This is a genomic window from Kitasatospora sp. NPDC054939 (assembly GCF_053610105.1).
This window is the reverse complement of record NZ_JBSGXP010000159.1, coordinates 1-20,215: the sequence shown is the minus strand read 5'-3', so window position 1 is coordinate 20,215 and position 20,215 is coordinate 1. Positions and strand designations below refer to the sequence as shown.

Annotated in this window: 15 protein-coding genes; 7 read left to right on the top strand and 8 right to left on the bottom strand. The window is 75.6% G+C overall.

What is annotated here, in order from left to right; genetic code table 11:
- Positions 1-158: 158 nt before the first annotated feature.
- Positions 159-1,346, bottom strand: coding sequence for an ROK family protein (locus ACWGB8_RS32250; RefSeq protein WP_452217173.1), 1,188 nt, complete (start codon positions 1,344-1,346; stop codon positions 159-161).
- Between the two features lie 521 nt (positions 1,347-1,867).
- On the opposite strand from ACWGB8_RS32250, the gene ACWGB8_RS32245 reads away from it, so the two are divergent.
- Positions 1,868-2,653 (top strand): class I SAM-dependent methyltransferase, encoded by a 786-nt coding sequence (locus ACWGB8_RS32245; protein ID WP_452217172.1) that lies wholly within the window; start codon positions 1,868-1,870, stop codon positions 2,651-2,653.
- Positions 2,654-2,756: 103 nt separating this feature from the next.
- The gene (locus ACWGB8_RS32240) at positions 2,757-3,191 is read left to right on the top strand and encodes a GNAT family N-acetyltransferase (protein ID WP_452217171.1); all 435 of its coding nucleotides are present in this window, start codon (positions 2,757-2,759) and stop codon (positions 3,189-3,191) included.
- 102 nt (positions 3,192-3,293) lie between these two features.
- On the opposite strand, the gene bioD is transcribed toward ACWGB8_RS32240, so the two are convergent.
- Genes bioD through bioB form a run of 3 tightly spaced genes read right to left on the bottom strand, consistent with a single transcriptional unit; the run spans position 3,294 to position 6,731 of the window.
- On the bottom strand, positions 3,294-4,046 hold the full coding sequence (gene bioD / locus ACWGB8_RS32235; protein WP_452217170.1) for a dethiobiotin synthase: 753 nt from the start codon (positions 4,044-4,046) through the stop codon (positions 3,294-3,296).
- On the bottom strand, positions 4,043-5,344 hold the full coding sequence (locus ACWGB8_RS32230; RefSeq protein ID WP_452217169.1) for an adenosylmethionine--8-amino-7-oxononanoate transaminase: 1,302 nt from the start codon (positions 5,342-5,344) through the stop codon (positions 4,043-4,045). Before ACWGB8_RS32230 ends, bioD begins: the two co-directional genes overlap by 4 nt.
- Positions 5,345-5,372: 28 nt before the next feature.
- Positions 5,373-6,731, bottom strand: a complete 1,359-nt coding sequence (gene bioB / locus ACWGB8_RS32225) for a biotin synthase BioB (RefSeq protein WP_452217168.1) — start codon at positions 6,729-6,731, stop codon at positions 5,373-5,375.
- Positions 6,732-6,945: 214 nt separating this feature from the next.
- On the opposite strand from bioB, the gene ACWGB8_RS32220 reads away from it, so the two are divergent.
- Positions 6,946-7,812 carry a hypothetical protein gene (locus ACWGB8_RS32220; protein WP_452217167.1) on the top strand — a complete coding sequence of 289 codons (867 nt, stop codon included), beginning with the start codon at positions 6,946-6,948 and terminating at the stop codon, positions 7,810-7,812.
- Positions 7,813-7,977: 165 nt separating this feature from the next.
- On the opposite strand, the gene ACWGB8_RS32215 is transcribed toward ACWGB8_RS32220, so the two are convergent.
- The gene (locus ACWGB8_RS32215; RefSeq protein WP_452217174.1) at positions 7,978-10,470 is read right to left on the bottom strand and encodes a DEAD/DEAH box helicase; all 2,493 of its coding nucleotides are present in this window, start codon (positions 10,468-10,470) and stop codon (positions 7,978-7,980) included.
- Between the two features lie 200 nt (positions 10,471-10,670).
- Here ACWGB8_RS32215 and ACWGB8_RS32210 point away from each other — a divergent pair, with 200 nt between their 5' ends.
- The gene (locus tag ACWGB8_RS32210) at positions 10,671-10,919 is read left to right on the top strand and encodes a hypothetical protein (protein ID WP_452217166.1); all 249 of its coding nucleotides are present in this window, start codon (positions 10,671-10,673) and stop codon (positions 10,917-10,919) included.
- A gap of 153 nt (positions 10,920-11,072) precedes the next feature.
- Positions 11,073-12,275 (top strand): 8-amino-7-oxononanoate synthase, encoded by a 1,203-nt coding sequence (locus ACWGB8_RS32205; protein ID WP_452217165.1) that lies wholly within the window; start codon positions 11,073-11,075, stop codon positions 12,273-12,275.
- Between the two features lie 14 nt (positions 12,276-12,289).
- On the opposite strand, the gene ACWGB8_RS32200 is transcribed toward ACWGB8_RS32205, so the two are convergent.
- The 3 genes from ACWGB8_RS32200 to ligD all read right to left on the bottom strand — a co-directional run bounded on the left by ACWGB8_RS32200 (position 12,290) and on the right by ligD (position 15,054).
- Positions 12,290-13,246, bottom strand: a complete 957-nt coding sequence (locus ACWGB8_RS32200) for an aminoglycoside phosphotransferase family protein (protein ID WP_452217164.1) — start codon at positions 13,244-13,246, stop codon at positions 12,290-12,292.
- A complete protein-coding gene (locus ACWGB8_RS32195) occupies positions 13,243-13,893 on the bottom strand; it encodes a GNAT family N-acetyltransferase (protein WP_452217163.1) in 651 nt (216 codons plus the stop codon). Before ACWGB8_RS32195 ends, ACWGB8_RS32200 begins: the two co-directional genes overlap by 4 nt.
- Positions 13,894-14,046: 153 nt before the next feature.
- The gene (gene ligD, locus ACWGB8_RS32190) at positions 14,047-15,054 is read right to left on the bottom strand and encodes a non-homologous end-joining DNA ligase (RefSeq protein WP_452217162.1); all 1,008 of its coding nucleotides are present in this window, start codon (positions 15,052-15,054) and stop codon (positions 14,047-14,049) included.
- 187 nt (positions 15,055-15,241) lie between these two features.
- Between ligD and ACWGB8_RS32185 the strand changes: the two genes are divergently transcribed.
- Positions 15,242-16,303, top strand: coding sequence for an ATP-dependent DNA ligase (locus ACWGB8_RS32185; protein WP_452217161.1), 1,062 nt, complete (start codon positions 15,242-15,244; stop codon positions 16,301-16,303).
- 432 nt (positions 16,304-16,735) lie between these two features.
- The gene (locus tag ACWGB8_RS32180; protein ID WP_452217160.1) at positions 16,736-20,065 is read left to right on the top strand and encodes a non-ribosomal peptide synthetase; all 3,330 of its coding nucleotides are present in this window, start codon (positions 16,736-16,738) and stop codon (positions 20,063-20,065) included.
- Positions 20,066-20,215 lie beyond the last annotated feature (150 nt).

The following is a 20,215-nucleotide window of genomic DNA, read 5'->3' as shown; positions in this document are numbered from 1 at the left end:
GGCACTCACCGAGTGCCCGGGCCTTCGCACGCCCGCGTGTGCCCGGGTCCCGCGTGCGCTCGGGCCCCGCGTGAGGCCGGGTCCCGCGTCCGTTCGGGTCCCGCGAGCGCCCGGGTCCGCGTGCGCTCAGCCCGCCGAGGCCCGAGCCCCGCGCAGGCTCAGGACCGTACGTTCGTAGTGCCGTTGCCCGGCGGGTCGACGGCGAACAGCTGCTCCTCGACGTGGTCCAGCGCCACCCGCAGCGCGCCCATCGCGACCACCTCGGTGCCGAGTGCGGCCAGCGCGACCTCCGGGGCGCGCAGGGTGAATTGGGCCAGGCGCTCGCGCAGCGGCTCCAGGACGCCGTCCAGACCGGCCGCCCAGCCGCCGATGACGACCAGCTGCGGGTCGATGGCCAGCACCAGCGCAGCCACGTCGTGCACCAGGCGGGCCAGGAAGCGGTCCATGGCGACCTGCGCCACCTCGTCGCCCTCGCGGGCCAGCCGCAGGACCCGGGCCACCGCGGCCTCGTCGAGCGGGTTCAGCGGCTTGCCGGTGGTGGACAGCAGGCGCTCGGGGGTGACCTCCTGGCCGAGCAGGTGCAGGGCGCCGATCTCGCCCGCCGCGCCGCCGAAGCCGCGGTGCAGCCGGCCGTTGATGAGCGACCCGGCGCCGGGGCTCAGCCCGGCCATCACGAAGACCAGGTCGTCCGCGCCGACCGCCGCGCCCTGCCAGTGCTCGGCGATGGCGGCCAGGTTGGCGTCGTTCTCGATCAGCACCGGGCAGCGGAACGAGCGGCGCAGCCGGGCGCCGAGGTCCAGGCCGGTCCAGCCGGGCATCGCGGTGCCGAGGCGGACGGTGCCCTCCCGGTCGACGATGCCCGGGGTGCCGACGCCGACCGCCCACAGGTTGTCCCGGGAGATCCCGGCCTTGCGCAGCACCTCGGCCACCACGCCGCGGACGGCGGTCAGCCGCTCCTCCGCGTCCAGCGACTCGTCGACCGGCTTGAAGTGACTCCCCACCACCTCGCCGGTCAGATCGGCGAGGATCACCCGGATGTCGTGGACGTTGATCTCGACGCCGAGGATGTGCCCGGCCTCCGCCCGGAACCGGAACCAGCGGGCCGGCCGCCCGCGCCGTCCCGCCCCACCGGGCTGCCCGGTGTGCTGGGGCTGCTCGACCTCGGCGACCAGCCCGGTCTCCACCAGCCCCTCGATGACGCCCTCGACCGTCGGGCGGGAGAGCCCGGTGTCGCCGACCAGCTGAGTCAGGGTCACCGACTGGCCCGCCCGCAGCGCCCGCAGCGTGACCGCCGCGTTGATCCGCCGCAGCAGTGAGGAGTCTCCTCCGGTGAGCCGATCCGCCAAGACGCTGCCCTTCGCCGTTCGCGCGACTGCCCTGGCGCGCGGTGCCGAGTACGCGGGCGCCGGCGGGGACGGCCGATGCCCGGGAGCATCCGCCGTACCGCATGGGCCCGCGGGAGTCCGCCGCCCCGGTTTGCGGCACGGCAGCACGGGGCCGTCGGCGCCGGGGCCGGGGGGCATGTGCCGGATGCTACCCCCGCCGCCGCCCGGCGGGCGAGCATCTTCCCAGCTCACCCCGGCTTCGGTATCGAAATGGTACGCAGCGGGTGGCGGTGCGTAATCCACGGTTCACCTGGGTGCGGGGAGCCCTGCGGCCGGGTGTCGCCGCGGCGTCCGGCCCGGGGCCGGCGGGCCGTTCGCGGCGGTCCGGCCGGACGCGCCGCCGCCGTCCCGCGGCCCGCCGGCCGAGCACGGCCCGGCGCGCGGGGTGCGCCGCGGTACGGCCCTTGCGCCGCGGCGCCCCTCCGTAGGCGGAGCACACCGCTGGGTCACCGGAGCCGTCGCGTACGTTCTATGCTGCGGGCATGCCGCACGACACCAGCACGCTGCGCCCGGCCCCGGCCGAATCCCCCGACTCCGCGCCGACCGACCACGAGTCCGGGCCGACGGACCACGGAGCCGAGTCGACGGACCACGGGGCCGAGTCGACGGGCCACGGGGCCGAGTCGTCCGACCGGGAGTTCGTCCGGGAGCACACCGCCCTGACCGAGGTGCCGTTCGTCCCCGAGGTCCGCCTGCACATGGCGCAGGACGCGATCGCACTCTGGGAGAGCACGGAACGGGCCCGCGGGCTGGTCGGGATGCCCCCGCCGTTCTGGGCCTTCGCCTGGGCCGGCGGCGTCGCGGTCGCCCGGCACGTCCTGGACCACCCCGAACTCGTCGCCGGGCGGCGGGTGCTGGACCTTGCGGCCGGCTCCGGGCTGGTCGGCATCGCGGCGGCGCTGCGGGGAGCGGCGTCCGTCCGGGCGGCCGAGATCGACGCGTACGCCGTGACCGCCATCGCGATCAACGCGGAGGCGAACGCGGTCCGGGTCGACGCCGCGGTCGAGGACCTGCTGGACGGCGACGGTGCCCCGGCCGAGGTGGTGCTCGCCGGGGACGTCTTCTACGAGCGCGCGATGGCGGCCCGCTTCCTGCCGTTCCTGGAGCGGGCCCGGGCGCGGGGGGCCCTGGTGATCGTCGGCGACCCCGGGCGCGCCTACCTGCCGCGCGAGCGGTTCACCGCGCTGGCCGCCCACCAGGTGCCGGTGGTGGCCGATCTGGAGGACACCTCCGTCAAGACCACCACGGTCTGGCAGCTCACGGACTGAGGTCGCACGGACCGGGCGGGCGCCCGCGTCCCGGGGCCCGAGCCCCCGTCCCGCGGGCCGGAATTCCCGGCGGTCGGGCCACCGTCCCTGCTAGACACGGGGGATGACCGACGACCTGCGGCTGCGCACCGCCACCGCCGCCGACATCCCCGCCCTGCTCGCCTTCTGGACCCTCGCCGCCAAGGGCACCAGCATCACCGACGACGCCGACGGGGTGGCCGCGTTGATCGCGCGCGACCCCGAGGCGCTGCTGGTGGCCGAACTCGCCGCGGACGGCACCCTCGTCGGCACGGTGATCGCCGGCTGGGACGGCTGGCGCTGCCACCTCTATCGCCTCGCCGTCCACCCCGACCACCGCCGCCGGGGCATCGGCCGTACGCTCCTCGACGCCGCCGAGCGGCGCTTCGCCGCCCTCGGCGGACGGCGTGTCGACGCCATGGTGCTGGTCGACAACCCGGTGGGCCACCGCACCTGGACCGCCACCGGCTACACCCCCCAGCCCCAGTGGTCCCGCTGGGTCAAGCCCCTCGACGCCTGACCACCGGGTCTGCCGACGCCGCTCCGACCCGGTCCGTCCGACCCGGTACGCCCCGACCCGGTACGCCCGGGCCGGGGCGGCACCCGGCGGCCGCCGTGGGCGTCAGGACGGGTGGTGGGCGGTCGTGAACTCGGCGGCGTCCCAGTGGCCGTGGAGGGCCGGGGCGAGGGCGGCGGTGGCGAGGGCGGGGAAGTCGGCTGCGGCGGCGGCGTTCTCGGGGAGGGCGCCGAGCAGGGCGGTGCCGGCGGACTGCGGGAGGTCGGCGAGGTTGCAGCGGTCGGCCAGGCCGGGGGCGTCGGGCCAGGAGCCGACGACGACGCCGAGCAGGTCGAGCCCCCGGGCGCGCAGCGCCTCGGCGGTGAGCGTGGTGGTGTTGAGGGTGCCGAGTCCGGCCGAGGCGACCAGCAGGAAGCCGGCGGGCAGGCCCCGGTCGAGCACGGCGCGGGCCTGGTCGGCCAGGGTGCGGCCGCGGTCGTCGTAGCGGACCAGCAGGCCGCCGGCGCCCTCGACCAGTACCAGGTCGTGCCCGTCGGCGAGTTCGGCCACCGCCTCGGCCACCGCCTCCGGCGCGAGGTACGGCAGCCCGGAACGCTTGGCGGCCGTCTCGGGAGCCAACGGCTCGGGGTAGCGGACGAGTTCACGGACCGTCAGGCGGGCGCGGTCGGAGTCGTCGGCCGGGCCGGCCAGTCGGGCGACCTCCGCCGCGTCGCCGGGCTCCTCCGGGCCGACGCCGGTCTGTCCGGGCTTGAGCACGGCGACCCGCAGGCCCGCCCGCAGGGCTGCGGCGGCCACCGCGGCGGTGGCCACCGTCTTGCCGACCTCGGTGCCGGTGCCGGTCACGAACAGGACGCTCATCCGGCCACCGCCGCGGCGGTCACGGCGGCGCAGATCCGCGCCACGTCCTCGTCGCCGGTCACGTACGGCGGCATGGTGTAGATCAGGTCGCGGAACGGCCGCAGCCAGACGCCCTCCGCCGCGGCGGCGGCCGTCGCGGCGGCCATCGCCACCGGGTGGTCGAGCTGGACGACGCCGATCGCGCCGAGCACCCGGACGTCCCGGACGCCGGGCAGCTGTGCCGCGTCCGCCAGGCCGTCCCGCAGGCCGGTCTCGATCCGCTTGACCTCCAGCTGCCAGTCCTGGTCGAGCAGCAGCCCGATCGAGGCGTTGGCGACGGCCGCGGCCAGCGGGTTGCCCATGAACGTCGGGCCGTGCGCAAGCACCGGCATCTCGCCGCGGCTGATGCCGTCCGCGACCTCGCCGGTGCAGAGGGCCGCCGCCAGGGTGAGGTACCCGCCGGTGAGTGCCTTGCCGAGGCACATCACGTCGGGGGAGACCCCGGCGTGGTCGGCGGCGAACAGGGCGCCGCTGCGCCCGAAGCCGGTGGCGATCTCGTCGAAGACCAGCAGCACCCCGTGCTCGTCGCAGAGCCGGCGCAGCATCCGCAGGTAGGCGGGGGAGTGGAAGCGCATGCCGCCGGCGCCCTGGACGACCGGTTCGACGATCACGGCTGCCAGTTCGGCGGCGTGACGCTCCATCAGTTCGGCGAACCGCGCCTCGTACTCGGCGTCGAGCGGGGCGTCGAAGCCGGCCGGCGGCTCCGGTGCGAACAGCTGGTCCGGCAGGACCCCGCCCCACAGGTGGTGCATGCCGCCCTGCGGGTCGCAGACCGACATCGGGTGGAAGGTGTCGCCGTGGTAGCCGCCGCGCCAGGTGAGCAGCCGGCGCTTCTCCGGGCGGCCGGTGGACTGCCAGTACTGCAGGCACATCTTCATCGCGACCTCGACGGCCACCGACCCCGAGTCGGCGAGGAAGACGTGCTGCAGCGGTTCGGGCGTGAGGTCCACCAGCGTGGCGGCGAGCCGGACGGCGGGCTCGTGGGTGAGCCCGCCGAACATCACGTGGCTCATCCGGCCCAGCTGCTCCCGCACCGCCTCGTCGAGCACCGGGTGGCCGTACCCGTGGATCGCGGCCCACCAGGAGGACATGCCGTCGACGAGTTCGTGCCGTCCGGCGACGGGTTCGGCGAGCCGGAGCCGCACCCCGGAGGCGGATTCCACCAGGTAGGGGGTGGCGGTGCCGGGCATCGGCCCGTACGGGTGCCAGACGTGCGCCCGGTCGAGCGCGAGGAGGGACTGCGGGGAGAGCTGGACCATGATGGGGAGTGACCTCTTCGACGGACTGTCAGGCGTTCGGCGCCAGTTCGGTGCCGGCGCCACGGCGGCGGACCCGGACCAGGTCGCTGCGCAGCTCGCCGTTGTCGGGGCCGGCCGCGGCGCCGACGGCGACGCTCTCGGGCTCCGCCTCGGCCTCGGCGCGGTCGTCGGGGGCGGCAGCGGCGGCCGGGACCTCGCCGTGGCCGCCGCACGGGCCGCAGCCGCCGCCTGTGCCGCAGCCGCCGGTGAGCGGGCCGGCGGCCTGCTCGTCCTGGGCCCCGCCGTCGGGCGCCAGGGCGCCGGACACCGGACCGCAGCCGCCCGCGGCCGGACCGCAGCCGCCCGCGGCCGGGCCGCAGCCGTGCGCCGCCGCGGCGGCGTCCGCGCGGTGGCGCGGCAGGGTGGCCTCGTCGGAGCCCTCGACCGTGAAGCCCGCGTCCTTGATCATGTCGAGGTCGGCCTGCCCGGCCTGGCCCTCGCTGGTCAGGTAGTCGCCCAGGAAGATGGAGTTGGCGAGGTGCAGGCCCAGCGGCTGCATGGTCCGCAGGTGTACCTCCCGGCCGCCCGCGATGCGGACCTCGGTGTCCGGGTTGACGAAGCGGACCATCGCCAGGATGCGCAGGCAGCGCTGCGGGGTGAGGTTCCACTCCTTGGCCAGCGGGGTGCCCTCGAAGGGGATCAGGAAGTTGACCGGCACCGAGTCCGAGCCCAGCTCGCGCAGTGCGAAGACCACGTCGACCAGGTCCTCGTCGCTCTCGCCCATGCCCGCGATCAGGCCGGAGCAGGCGGAGAGGCCCGCGCCGTGCGCCTTCTGCACGGTGTCCACGCGGTCGGCGTAGGTGTGGGTGGTGGCGATGTCGCCGTAGGTGCCCTCGGAGGTGTTCAGGTTGTGGTTGTACGCGTCGGCACCGGCCGCCTTCAGCCGCTCGGCCTGGTTGTCGGAGAGCAGGCCCAGACAGGCGCAGATCTCGACGGCCGGGTCGGCGTCCTTGATGGCCGCGATGGTGTCGGAGACCCGGTCGATGTCGCGGTCCGTCGGGCCGCGGCCGCTGGCGACCAGGCAGACCCGCTTGGCGCCGCCCGCGACGCCCGCCTTCGCCGCCTCGGCGGCCTGATCGGGCTTCAGCCAGGTGTACTTGAGGATCTCGGCCTTGGACCCCAGCCGCTGGGAGCAGTACGAGCAGTCCTCCGGGCAGAGGCCGCTCTTCAGGTTCACCAGGTAGTTGAGCTTGACCCGGCGGCCGAACCACTTCCGGCGCACCCGTCCGGCGGCGGCGACCACGTCCAGCAGCTCGTCGTCGGTGGTGGCCAGGACGGCGAGTGCTTCCTCCCGGGTGGGGATTTCGCCGCGCAGGCCCTTGGCGGTGAGGGTATCGAGCAGATCCATGGGCCCGATCCTGCCCCTTGGCCGTCCACCGGCGCCAGAGGAAACCCGCCAGAAGATCGGGCGGAGGATGTGCGAGTTGTCACAGTGTCGCCGCTCACGGTAGTGGTGCAGGTCACGTCCGGTTCACGGCGCTGCGGAGGGCCCCGGCGCGAGTGATCGTTCCGGGTCGACCCACGTGATCCAGGCCACCCGGTCACTGCTTAGAATCTCCGCCATGACGACGCAGGGGGAGCGCACCCCGCCACCGGCCGACCAGGACACCGACGAGCCGTCCGGGGCGTACCGGACGTACCGGCGCAGCAGGCTCGGCCCCCGCAAGGCCGTCGCCTGGATGCTGGTGGTGGGCGTGGTGGCGGCGGGTGGCTGGATCATCACGCGTCCGCACCCCGGCGACTGGATACCCGGGCTCGGCCCGTCCAGCAAGGAGGCGGCCAGGACGCCCCCGGTGCTCGGCACCCCGCCCCCGCGCACCGTCACCGACACCGAGAGCTTCGACGTCGACTCCTACTTCCCGGCGCAGCGGGCGGTCGAGGCCGGCGGCTACAAGGGAAAGCGCTCCGGCGCCCGGCAGGGCCAGGACTGCGCCGAGACGTTGCACGAGGATGCCAAAGAGCTGCTGAAGGACCTCCGCTGCCAGGGCTACCTGTCCGTCAGCTTCAGCGGGGTGGAGAAGCCGGTGCTGAGCAGCGTCACGGTGCTGCGGTTCGCCGACGAGGGGGCGGCGGCGAAGGCCGCCGCGGCGCTGCGGGCCAAGCCCGGGGCGCTGCAGTTCATCCTGCCGGACGCCAAGCCGGCCCCCGCCCCGACCACGGGCGCGACGCCCAAGCCCGGGACGGCGCCCCGGGTCGACGCGGTGCGGCACTACGTGACGGTCGCCAGCTCGCGGTCCGCCGAGCCGGCCGCGGCACCGGTACCGGCACCGACGACGCCGGCCGGGACGGCGGGCGCGACCCCCGGAGCCCCCGCGGCGACCGGGCAGGCCGTGCCGCCGACCGCCTCGGCCTCGCCGTTCGAGCAGCTGCTGGACGAGGCCACCCGGGTGCTGTCGTACACGGCCGGCGTGCCGTTCGCCTGGACCTGAGCCGTCCGGACCTGAGCCGCCCGGGCCTTCGCCGCCAGGGCCTCAGCCGTCCGGAGCCGGGCCGCCTGCGCGGCCCGTACCGGAGAGCACGCGGCCCCGGCCCGCCCGCCCGGAACTCCCCCGGAGTTCCGGGCCCGCGGACCGGGGCCCTCTGCTTCGCGTGGGTCAGCCGCCCAGGCGGTCCACCGCGGTGACCCGCACGACGGCGCGGCCCTCCTCGTCCGAGCCGTACAGGTCGACCTCGGCGCTGATGCCCCAGTCGTGGTCGCCCGCCGGGTCGTCGAAGATCTGCCGGACCTGCCAGGCGGAGTCCTCCTGCTCGATGATGAGCATCTTGGGGCCGCGCGCGTCCGGGCCGGTGCCGAGGTCGTCGTACTCCTCCCAGTACCCGTCCATGGCGTCCGCCCAGCGGTCCGCGTCCCAGCCGTACTCGCCGTCCAGCGTGCCGAGTTCGTCGTAGTGCTCCAGTGCGCACAGTTCGACGCGGCGGAACATCTCGTTGCGCACCAGCACCCGGAAGGCCCGCGCGTTGGCGGTGACCGGGGCCGGCTTGTCGTCCAGCGCGACCTCGGCGGCCTGCGGCTCGGTCGGGTTGGCCAGCTGCTCCCACTCGTCCAGCAGGCTGGAGTCGACCTGGCGGACCAGCTCGCCGAGCCAGGCGATGACGTCCTTGAGGTCGTCGGTCTTCACGTCCTCGGGGACGGTCTGCTCCAGCGCCTTGTACGCACCGGCCAGGTAGCGCAGCACGATGCCCTCGGTGCGGGCCAGCTCGTAGAAGCCCACGTAGTCGGTGAAGGTCATCGCCCGCTCGTACAGGTCGCGGACCACCGACTTGGGCTGGAGCTGGTGGTCGCCGATCCACGGGTGGGCGCGGCGGTAGACCTCGTACGCGTGGGTGAGCAGCTCCTCCAGCGGCTTCGGGTAGGTGATCTCCTGGAGCCGCTCCATCCGCTCCTCGTACTCGATGCCGTCGCGCTTCATCTCGCCGACGGCCTCGCCGCGCGCCTTGTTCTGCTGCGAGGCGAGGATCTGGCGCGGGTCGTCGAGGGTGGCCTCGACGACGGAGACGACGTCCATCGCGTAGGAGGGCGAGGCCGGGTCGAGCAGTTCGAAGGCGGCCAGGGCGAAGGTGGAGAGCGGCTGGTTGAGCGCGAAGTTCTCCTGGAGGTCCAGGGTGAGGCGGACGATCCGGCCCTCGGCGTCCGGCTCGGGCAGCCGCTCGACGATGCCGCCCTCCAGCAGCGAGCGGTAGACGGCGATGGCGGTGCGGATGTGCCGGCGCTGGGCGGCGCGGTCCTCGTGGTTGTCGGTGAGCAGCTTGCGCATCGCCTCGAAGGCGTTGCCGGGCCGGCCGATCACCGAGAGCAGCATCGCGTGGCTGACCTTGAAGCGCGAGACCAGCGGCTCCGGGTCGGCGGTGATGAGCTTCTCGAAGCCCTCCTCCGTCCAGCCGACGAAGCCCTCGGGGGCCTTCTTCCGGACGATCTTGCGCTTCTTCTTCGGGTCGTCGCCTGCCTTGGCGACGGCCTTGTCGTTCTCGATGACGTGCTCGGGCGCCTGAGCGACGACCTGGCCGACGGTGTCGAAGCCGGCCCGGCCGGCCCGGCCGGCGATCTGGTGGAACTCGCGGGCGCGCAGCGTCCGCACCCGCACGCCGTCGTACTTGGACAGCGCGGTGAACAGCACCGTGCGGATCGGCACGTTGACGCCGACGCCGAGCGTGTCCGTCCCGCAGATGACCTTCAACAGGCCCGCCTGGGCGAGCCGTTCGACCAGCCGGCGGTACTTGGGCAGCATGCCGGCGTGGTGCACGCCGATGCCGTGGCGGACGTACCGGGAGAGGTTGCGGCCGAACTTGGTGGTGAAGCGGAAGTTGCCGATCAGCTCGGCGATGGCGTCCTTCTCCGCCTTGGAGCACATGTTGATGCTCATCAGCGACTGCGCGCGCTCCACCGCCTCCTTCTGCGTGAAGTGCACCACGTAGACCGGCGCCTGACCGGTCTTCAGCAGCTCCTCCAGGGTGTCGTGCAGGGTGGTGCGGCGGTACTCGTAGAACAGCGGCACCGGACGGGTCGCGTTGCGCACCACCGTGGTCGGCCGGCCGGTGCGGCGGGTGAGGTCCTCCTCGAAGCGCCGGACGTCGCCCAGCGTCGCGGACATCAGCAGGAACTGCGCCTGCGGCAGCTCCAGCAGCGGGATCTGCCACGCCCAGCCGCGGTCCGGCTCGGCGTAGAAGTGGAACTCGTCCATCACCACCTGGCCGACGTCGGCCCGGTCGCCGTCGCGCAGCGCGATCTGCGCCAGCACCTCGGCCGTGCAGCAGATGATCGGCGCGGTCGGGTTGACCGAGGCGTCGCCGGTCATCATGCCGACCTGCTCGGTGCCGAACACCTTGCACAGGTCGAAGAACTTCTCCGACACCAGGGCCTTGATCGGCGCGGTGTAGAAGGTCCGCTTGCCCTCGGCCAGCGCCGCGAAGTGCGCACCCGCCGCCACCAGGCTCTTGCCCGAGCCGGTCGGCGTCGCCAGGATCACGTTGTTGCCCGACACCAGCTCGATCAGCGCCTCCTCCTGCGCCGGGTACAGCGTGATGCCCCGCTCCTCCGACCAGGCGGCGAACGTCTCGTAGAGCGCATCGGGAGTGGCGGGCTTCGGCATCAGGTCAAGGAGGGTCACCTGCCCATCTTGCCTGCTCCCGCACACCCCCGGCAAAGCCCGGGTGCCCCGCCGCCCGGACGGACCGCGACGGCCGCCCGCCCCGGCGGCCCGCCCGGACGGCGTTTCGACCGGGCCGGTCCGGGCAGCGGCTCGGAAGGAGGGGGAACGACCGCCACCGCACCCGACAGGAGGTGGCCCCGGTGGACACGCCGACCGCCGTCGCGATCGTCATCACCGCGGTGGCCGTGCTGACCATGCTCGCCGTCGGGTTCGGGTACCTGCTGCGCACCCGCCGGCTGCGCGCGCGGTTCGGCCCGGAGTACGAGCGGACCCTCCGGCTGACCGGGAGCCGCACGGCCGCCGAGCGGGACCTGCTCGCCCGGGAGCGGCACCTCGACGGCAGCGGGAGCGGCCGTGCCGACAGCAGGGGCGGCGTCGGCCGGCGCTGACGGGGGCGGCCCGGCGGGGGTGGCGGGTGTCCGGAGGTGGGACGCGGTCCGACGGGGACGGCCGGACGCCGCTGTGAAACCTGCCGATCGGCCGACGAGGATGTGCCGATCGGCACATTGCCCGGCCTGCGGCGAGCGTGCCAGAGTGCGGCCATGGTCCAGCGCACCGCTTCCACCCCCGCCGACTCCGCCGCCGGCCTGCCCGCGCCCGCCCCGGAGGCCGTCTTCGACTGGCTCGACGAGGCCGCCGAGCTGCGGGCGGCGGCCGGGCTGACCAGGGTGCTGCGCAGCCGGCCGGCCGACGACCCGGTGCTGGACCTCGCGAGCAACGACTACCTGGGGCTGACCCGGCATCCGGCGGTCACCGGCGCCGCCGCCGAGGCCGCCCGGCGCTGGGGCGGCGGGGCCACCGGCTCCCGCCTGGTCACCGGGACGACCGCGCTGCACACCCGGCTGGAGGAGGAGCTCGCCGAGCACTGCGGGGTGGAGGCGGCGCTCGTCTTCTCCTCCGGGTACACGGCGAACCTCGCGGCGCTCACCGCGCTCACCGACCCGGACACCCTGATCGTCTCGGACGCCTACAACCACGCCTCGCTGATCGACGGCTGCCGGCTCTCCCGCAGCCCGGTGCACCGGGCCCCGCACAGCGACCCGCAGGCCGTCCGGGCGGTGCTCGCGGAGCGCACCCAGCGGCGGGCGCTGGTGGTCAGCGACTCGGTGTTCTCGGTGGACGGCAACGCCGCTCCGCTCGCCGCCCTCTCGGCCGCCGCCCGCGCGCACGGCGCCGCGCTGCTCGTCGACGACGCGCACGGCCTGGGCGTGCTCGGCCCGGGCGGCTCCGGCGCCCTCGCGGCGGCCGGGCTGGCGGGAGCGCCCGACACCGTGGCCACCGTGACGCTCTCCAAGTCGCTGGGTTCCCAGGGCGGTGCCGTGCTCGGCCCCCGCCGGGTGATCCGCCACCTCGTCGAGACGGCCCGCACCTTCATCTTCGACACCGGGCTCGCCCCGGCCGCCGCGGGCGCCGCGCTGGGGGCGCTCCAACTGCTGCGCGCCGAGCCGCACCGTGCCGAGCGGGCGCGCGAGGTGGCCCGGCTGCTGTCCGCCCGGTTGACCGCCGCCGGGCTGCTCGCCAGCGAGCCGGACGCCGCCGTGGTCTCCGTCCGGGCACCCGGCCCGGAGGCCGCCGTCGCCTGGGCCGCCGACTGCCGGCGGGCCGGGCTGGCCGTGGGCTGCTTCCGCCCGCCGTCGGTGCCGGACGGCATCTCCCGGCTGCGCCTCACCGCCCGCGGCGATCTGACGGACGCCCAGATCGACGAGGCGGTGGCGATCATCGCCGCCACGGCGCCGACCGGCTGACCGTCCGCCCGGGGTCAGATCCCGGCGAGCTCCGCCAGGAACGCCGTCTCCGCATCCCGCCGCCCCGCCGCCACCCGCGGCGCGGCGACCACGGGGGCCAGCGCCCGGCACCAGGCGAGCACCCGCTCGGGGTCGGACCCGGGCACCAGGGCGGTCAGCTCCTCGATCCGCCCCTGCAGCGCCACCCGGTCGGCGGAACCGTCCAGGACCCAGTCGACCAGGTCGAAGTCGGGGTCGCCGAGCGCCGGGCGCGGGTCGATGGCGACCGGACCGGCCGGGCCGTCCAGCACGTTGGACGGGTGCAGATCGCCGTGGACCAGTCGGCGGGGCCCGGACGCCGCCAGCTCCAGCGCGACATCGCGTGCCGCGGCCGGGACGACCCCGGGGGCCCGGCGCTCGGTCAGCCCGTACAGGAAGCCGACCCTCCCGGCCAGCGTCGGCAGCCCGCCCCGCGCCCCGGTCCCGGCACCGACCCCGGAACCGGTCGCGACACCGACCCCGGAACCGCCCTCGGATTCGGCCCGGTCCGCCCGGCCCGGGTCCGCCGGCACCGGGGCCGAGCGCAGCTCGGTGAGCAGGCCGGCCACCTCGGCCGGCCGCCAGGTCCGCCGCCGCAGCAGGGTGCCGGGGCGGACGTCTGCGAGCAGCAGGGCGTGCGCCGACGGCTCGTACGCCAGCAGGTCGACCACCGACGGCAGCGCGGCCCAGGCCGTCAGCGCGGCGGCCTCCTGGGCGGCGACCTCGGGATCGGGCGTCAGCTTCAGCCAGACGGCCGCCTCCCCGCGCGTGCAGCGGAACACCCGCGCCGTCCCGCCGCCGCCGGCGTCCCGCACGGTCAGGCCCCAGCGGTCGGCCAGGCCGGTGACCAGGTCCGGCAGGCCGTCGCACCACGCCTCGGCGGACGGCCCGAAGCGCACCGTCAGCCTGGTCCGGACCTCCGGCGGCACCACCGCCACGGCTGCGGCCGTCACGGGCGGCCCGCCACGAGCTGGACCTCCGCGCCGACCGGACGGTAGCCGGCCGCCTGGAAGGCCCGGACGCTGGTGGCGTTGCCGGGCGCCTGCTGCGCCCAGATCCATCCGCCCTCCGGCAGCAGGTGCCGGGCGCCGAGGGCGAGGGCCCGGCCCAGGCCCCGGCCGCGGGCCTGCGCGTCGACCTCGATCGCGCACTCCCAGCGGCCCGCGACCCCGCGCCCGAGCACCAGCATGCCGCCGTCCGCGGCGAAGGCCCGGACGTCGTCGCGGTAGCGCAGCGCGCGGGCGACCCGGGGGTGGTCCGGGGCGTCGATCCGCTCCAGCGGCAGCGGCGGCTCGCCGGGCAGCCGTTCGGCGACGGTGACCAGGTCGATGTTGCCGACAGTGCGGCCGGTGCGCTCGGCGAAGGCGGTCAGGAACGGCGGGCAGAGCGGCGCCGCCAGCGGGTCGGAGGGGGCGGCGGCCAGCGTGCTGCGCACCCAGTCCGGGTCCTCGTCGGTGAACACCACCGCGTGCGCGGAGAAGGACATCACCCCGACGTCGCGCGGGGACGGCGACGGGACGACCGTCACCGAGCCGTCCGACGGCGGGAACACCCCGCCCGCCGCGTCCGCGAGGATCTCCGACAGCCCACGTCCGCCCATGGCGGCACCCCCCTGTTGTCCTGTACCTGCGCAGCCTAGACGATCACTGCCGCCGCCCCGAGCCACGCTGACCACGCCCGCGGCCTCGTCGGCCGGGCACCCGCCGACCCCGCCGGTCAGGCCCCCACCGAGGGCCCCCGCGGACCCTGCCGGTCAGGACTTCCGGGCCCGGCTCGGCTGCACCCGGGTCGGCTCGCCGGCCGCCTTGGGGTGGTCGGGCGGGTACGGCAGCTCGCCCAGGCCCTCGTCATGGGTCTGCCGCTCGTACAGCTCCAACAGGGCCTCCAGCCCGTACGCCTCGCCGTCCATGCCGGACTGCAGGTCGCCCAGTTCGGCGAAGCGGGCGGGCACCGTGCGCAGGTCGAAGTCCTCGGGGACGACCTGGTCGATCTCCTCCCAGCGCAGCGGGGCGGAGGCGGTGGCGCGCGGACGGGCGCGCAGCGAGTAGGCGGAGGCGATGGTGCGGTCCCGGGCCATCTGGTTGTAGTCGACGAAGATCCGCTCGCCGCGCTCCTCCTTCCACCACTTGGTGGTGACCTGCCCGGGCATCCGCTGTTCCAGCACCCGGCCGAGCGCGATCACCGCGTGCCGGGCGTCGGTGAAGGTCCAGCGCGGCTCGACCGGGACGTACACGTGCAGGCCGCGCCCGCCGGAGGTCTTGGGCCAGCCGCGCAGCCCGTACTCCTCCAGCACGGCGCGCAGTTCGTGGGCGGCGCGGACGGCGTCGTGGAAGTCGGTGCCGGGCTGCGGGTCGAGGTCGATGCGCAGTTCGTCCGGGTGGTCGGTGTCGGAGCGGCGGACCGGCCAGGGGTGGAAGGTCAGGCAGCCGAGGTTGGCCGCCCACAGCACGGCGGCCGGCTCGGTCGGGCAGATCTCGTCGGCGGACCTGCCGCTGGGGAAGGCGATCCGGGCGGTCGGCAGCCACTCGGGCAGGCCCTTGGGGGCGCGCTTCTGGTAGAAGAACTCGCCCTCGACGCCGTCCGGGAACCGCTGCAGCGTGGTCGGCCGCTCGCGCAGCCCGCGCAGCACGCCCTCGGCGACCGCCAGGTAGTACTGCGCGACGTCCAGCTTGGTGAAGCCCCGCTCCGGGTAGTACACCTTGTCCGGGTTCGACAGCCGTACGCTGCGCCCGGCGACATCCAGTTCCACGGCTGCGCCCATGCCTCTCACGCTAAGCGCGCACCGCCTGCCGCGCGCCCCGGGCCGTACTGTGCGCCCCGGGCAGTGGCGAGCGGCCCGGCCTGCGGCGGGGGCCTATGGCGGGGCGGCCGGTGGCGCGTGGCGGTGGCCGGTCGGCGGCCCGCGGACCGGGGTGCGGGGCCGCGGCGGCGGCGCGAGGATCGGAGCCATGGACCTGCCCGTGATGCCGCCCGTCTCCCCGATGCTCGCCAAGTCGGTGGCGAAGATCCCGCCGGGGATGCAGTACGAGGCCAAGTGGGACGGCTTCCGCACCGTGGTCTTCCGCGACGGTGACGAGGTGGAGCTGGGCAGTCGCACCGGCAAGCCGCTGACCAGGTACTTCCCGGAGCTGGTGGAGGCGTTCCGGCGCGAGCTGCCGCCGCGCTGCGTGGTGGACGGCGAGGTGGTGATCGCCCGGGACGGGCGGCTGCGGTTCGAGGAGCTGCTGGAGCGGATCCACCCCGCGGCCTCCCGGGTGAACCTGCTGGCCGAGCGGACCCCCGCCTCCTTCGTCGCCTTCGACCTGCTGGCCCTGGGCGGCGAGAGCCTGGTGGACGAGCCGCTGTCGGTCCGCCGCCCGGCGCTGGAGGCGGCCCTCGCGCAGGCGGGGGACCCGGTGTTCACCGCGCCGGCGTCCACCGACCGGGACCTCGCCGGCACCTGGTTCGCCCAGTACGAGGGGGCCGGTCTGGACGGTGTCGTCGCCAAACCGCTGGACCAGCCCTACCGGCCGGGCGAGCGCACCATGTTCAAGATCAAGCACGAGCGCACCGCCGACTGCGTGGTGGCCGGCTACCGCGAGCACAAGAGCGGTCCGATCGTCGGCTCGCTGCTGCTGGGCCTGTACGACGCCGACGGCCGGCTCCAGCACGTGGGCGTCTGCGCGGCCTTCTCGATGACGCGCCGCCGCGAGCTCGTCGAGGAGCTCGCCCCGCTGCGGCTCACCGACACCTCCGGCCACCCGTGGGCGGCCTGGGCGGAGGAGTCGGCCCATGCGGGCGCCCGGCTGCCCGGTGCGCAGAGCCGCTGGACCGGCGGCAAGGACCTCTCCTGGGTCGCGCTGAGCCCCGAGCGGGTGGTCGAGGTGGCGTACGACCACATGGAGGGCACGCGCTTCCGGCACACCGCCCAGTTCCGCCGCTGGCGCCCCGACCGGACCCCGGAGAGCTGCACGTACGCACAGCTGGAGGAGCCGGTTTCGTACGATCTGCGCCAGGTGTTGGGACGTTGACGAACCGTCAGGCGAACTGTCAGGAATGATCGCATCCGGTGCCGTTCGCGACGGCGTCCGTGCAGGTGGACGCGTACATGGCGGATGATCACCGGTTGTGAAGAACTCTTGACGGCACATGGGGGTTGTGCGAACCTCTCGGCAGGTCTGGACCGGTCGTCTCCATCAGTCGGGCACCGGAGCCGCCGGAGCCGCACCGGGGGGTGACCCCGGCGAGCCCGGCGGGCAGGCCGCGACGGCCGTCGGCCGGTCCCCGGGGGCGGACCGGACATCGCACGACGGCCCGCGCCGTCGCCCGGACCGGCCACCCCGGCCTGCCGTCGGTGTCCCGAACCCCGGTACACGGCAGCAGCACCGGCCGTCGACCGGGCACGCGCTCCCGCCCTTCTCCCCGACGTCCGAAGCGAGCCGCAGATGCCCGAAGCCCGTCCCGTGTCCGACCGCACCCCGGCCTCGCCCGCCCAGCAGGGGGTCTGGCTGACCGAGCGGCTGGGCTCGGCCCGCGAGGTCTTCCACATGCCCGTCCGGATCTCCTTCGACCGGGTGGACACGCGGGCACTGGCGGCGGCGGTCGACGCACTGATCGGGCGTCATCCGGCGCTGTCCGTAAGGCTGGTGGAGACCGCCGGAGGGCTCCACCAGGAGCGCTGCGCCGAACCGCCCGCGCTGCGCGTGGTCGGCGTCCCCGCGGAGTGCGCCGACCTGGAGAAGCGCCTGGTGGAGGAGGCCGCCCGCCCGTTCGCACCGGAGCAGGGCCCGCCGGCCCGCTTCACCCTCTTCGAACGAGCCGACGGATCGGCCGAGTTGCTGGTGGTCGTGCACCACGCGGTGTTCGACGGCAACTCCAAGGACGTCCTGGTGCGGGACCTCGCCGTCGCGTACGGCGGGGCGCCCCTGCCGGCGCCGGCCGCCCCCGCCCCTGCCCCGGCCCCCGCCCCTGCGGCCGTCGGCGCAGCCGCGGCCCTCACGCCCGACCCGCAGACCGTACGCCTCGCCGCCGAGCACTACGGGCCGCGCTGGGCCGCCGCGACCGCGCCCGTCCTGCCCGGTGCCGCCCGTGCCACGGTCACCGCCGGGCCGGGGGAGAGCGTCGAACGGCGCCTCGACGCCGCCGACCGCCGCGCCCTCGCCGCGTCCGCCGAGCGCAGCGGGGTGACCGTCTTCGAGTTCCTGCTCGCCGCCCTGCACGGACTGCTGCACCGCTACGGCGGCGAGGCCGTGCCGGTGTCCGTCCCGCTCTCCACCCGCACCCCCGAACAGGCCGCCGAGATCGGCCTGTTCGTCAACGAGCTGCCGGTGCACGCCCCGGCCGTCGGAGCCGCGACCGGCTTCGCCGACCTCGCCCGCCGGGTCCGCACCGAACTGCGGGCCGGCTACCCGTTCCGCACGGTGCCGTTCGGCGCGGCCGTCACCGGCCTCACCCCGCGCACCGCCCTCACCCCCGTCTCCTTCGGCTACCGGCGGCGCGGTCCGGAGCCCGCCTTCGCCGGCACCCGCGCCCGCGTGCACTGGGCCGTCCACCACGGCACCGCCCGCAACACCCTGCACCTCCAGGCGGTCGACACCGGTGCGGCCCTCGACCTCGCGCTGCAGTACGACCCGGCCGTCCTGGCCCCGGACGCCGCCCGTCGGATCGCCGGCCACTACGGCACCCTGCTGGCCGCGGCCGTCGCCGCCCCGGACGCCCCGCTCGCCGAACTCCCGCTGCTCGACCCGGCGGAGACGCACGCCGTCACCGTCGCACCCAACGCCACCACCCGCCGCTACCCGGCCGACCGCACCGTGCTCGACCTGGTCCGTGCACAGGCCGCCGCCACCCCCGACGCCGTCGCGGTCAGCGCCGGCGGCCGCCACCTCGACTACCGCGCCCTCCTCGACCGTACGGACCACCTGGCCGCCGCTCTGCGCGCCCGCGGGGTGCGGCCCGGCGACCTGGTGGCCCTGCACCTGGACCGCACCGCCGACCTGCCCGCCGCCCTGCTCGCCGTCCACGCGGTCGGCGCCGCCCACCTGCCGCTCGACCCCGGCTACCCGGCCGCGCGCCTGGCCCTGGTGCTGGCGGACTCCGGTGCCGCGGTGCTGCTGGCCGACCGCGAACCGGCCCCCGGGGTGGCCGCCGTCGCCCCGGCGCTCCTCCGGCTCGCCGAACTCGCGGACGGCCCGGGGGCGGCGGGCGGTACGGTGCCCGTGCGCGCGGCCGTGTCCGCTCCTGCGTCCGCGGCCGAGCCGGTGCCCGCCGACACCGCCTACGTGCTCTACACCTCCGGCTCCACCGGCCGCCCCAAGGGCGTCGTCGTCGGCCACCGTGCCCTGGTCAACCTGCTCACCTCCTTCGCCGACCGGCTCGGCTCCGGCCCCGGGCACGCTTGGCTCGGCCTGACCTCGCTCTCCTTCGACATCTCCGCGCTGGAGATCTACCTCCCGCTGATCACCGGCGGCCGGCTGGTGGTCGCCCCGGACGGGCTCGCCGTCGACGGCCCCGGCCTGCTCGCGCTGATCGCCGAGGAGGGCGTCACCCACGTCCAGGCCACCCCGTCCGGCTGGCGGGTCCTCCTGGCCGCCGGCCCTGCTCCGACCACCGGCCCCGCCCCGACCATCGGCCCCGCCCCGACCGCCGGCGGTGCAACGGCCGCCGACCCGCTGTCCCGGGTCACCGGCCTGGTCGGCGGAGAGGCGCTGCCGCTGCCGCTCGCCCGGGAGCTGCGCGCCCGCACCGCCCGCCTGTTCAACGTGTACGGGCCCACCGAGACCACCGTCTGGTCCACCTGCGCCGAGATCCCCGAGGCCCCCGACCGGGTCACCATCGGCACCCCGATCGCCAACACCCGTGCCTACCTGGTCGACGAGCGGCTGCGCCCGACCCCGCTCGGCATCCCCGGTGAACTGCTGCTCGGCGGGGACGGCGTCGCCCACGGCTACCTCGGCCGCCCCGACCTCACCGCCGACCGCTTCGTGCCCGACCCCTTCGGCCCGCCCGGCTCCCGGCTCTACCGCACGGGGGACCGCGCCGTTCGCACGTCCGACGGCTCCCTCGACTACCTCGGCCGCATCGACGACCAGGTCAAGATCCGGGGCCACCGGATCGAGCCCGCCGAGATCGAGTCGGCGCTGCTCGAACACCCCGACGTGGCCCAGGCCGCCGTCGCGGTCCGCACCGAGCCCCGCGCCGAGTCCGGGACCGGCGACGCGACCGGTCACGCGACCGGCGACCCGACCGGCGACGGGATCGGCGCCCCGACCGACCAGGCGTGCGGCGAGGCGCCCGACGACGGCGAACCCTTCCTGGCCGGCTACCTGGTGCCCGTCCCCGGTGCGGAACCGCCCGCCGTCGCGGCCCTGCGCGAGCACCTGTTGCGCACCCTGCCGCCGGCCATGGTCCCGCAGCGCTGGCTCGTCCTGGAGCGGCTGCCGCTCACCCCCAACGGCAAGCTCGACCGCCGCGCCCTGCCCGTACCGCCGCGCGAGGCGCCCACCGGCGAACCCGCGGCCCCGACCGACAGCGTCGGGGGCCGGAGCGGGGGCGCGGACGGACCGGCGTGGGACGAGGTCACCGAGACCGTCCGGCGGATCTGGGCCGAGGTCCTGGACGTCCCCGACCTCGGGATCGGCGACGACCTGTTCGAACTGGGCGGCCACTCGCTGACCGTCATCCGGATCACCGCCCGGATCCGGGACGCCCTCGGGGTGGAACTGGACTTCGACCTCTTCTTCGACACCCCCACCGCCGCCGCCATCGCCGCCGCCGTCCGCGAACGCCGGTAGGGCGTGCCCGACACCCGCCCCGCCCACCCCCGCCACGCGTCCGAACAGGAAACCGTTGACTTCCTCCCCTTCCTGAAGGAGGGGATTCCCCTCAGCCTCGCGGCTGAGCCGCTGCGCGTGAGCGCGGCGGTGGGACGACTTCCTGCTTCG

Excerpts from the sequence above, each read along its gene's own strand:
- ACWGB8_RS32245 (WP_452217172.1), top strand. The coding sequence starts at position 1,868 with ATGCCGCACGACACCAGCACGCTGCGCCCGGCCCCGGCCGAATCCCCC.
- ACWGB8_RS32240 (WP_452217171.1), top strand. The coding sequence starts at position 2,757 with ATGACCGACGACCTGCGGCTGCGCACCGCCACCGCCGCCGACATCCCC.
- bioD (WP_452217170.1), bottom strand. The coding sequence starts at position 4,046 with ATGAGCGTCCTGTTCGTGACCGGCACCGGCACCGAGGTCGGCAAGACG.
- ACWGB8_RS32230 (WP_452217169.1), bottom strand. The coding sequence starts at position 5,344 with ATGGTCCAGCTCTCCCCGCAGTCCCTCCTCGCGCTCGACCGGGCGCAC.
- bioB (WP_452217168.1), bottom strand. The coding sequence starts at position 6,731 with ATGGATCTGCTCGATACCCTCACCGCCAAGGGCCTGCGCGGCGAAATC.
- ACWGB8_RS32220 (WP_452217167.1), top strand. The coding sequence starts at position 6,946 with ATGACGACGCAGGGGGAGCGCACCCCGCCACCGGCCGACCAGGACACC.
- ACWGB8_RS32215 (WP_452217174.1), bottom strand. The coding sequence starts at position 10,470 with ATGCCGAAGCCCGCCACTCCCGATGCGCTCTACGAGACGTTCGCCGCC.
- ACWGB8_RS32205 (WP_452217165.1), top strand. The coding sequence starts at position 11,073 with ATGGTCCAGCGCACCGCTTCCACCCCCGCCGACTCCGCCGCCGGCCTG.
- ACWGB8_RS32195 (WP_452217163.1), bottom strand. The coding sequence starts at position 13,893 with ATGGGCGGACGTGGGCTGTCGGAGATCCTCGCGGACGCGGCGGGCGGG.
- ligD (WP_452217162.1), bottom strand. The coding sequence starts at position 15,054 with ATGGGCGCAGCCGTGGAACTGGATGTCGCCGGGCGCAGCGTACGGCTG.
- ACWGB8_RS32185 (WP_452217161.1), top strand. The coding sequence starts at position 15,242 with ATGGACCTGCCCGTGATGCCGCCCGTCTCCCCGATGCTCGCCAAGTCG.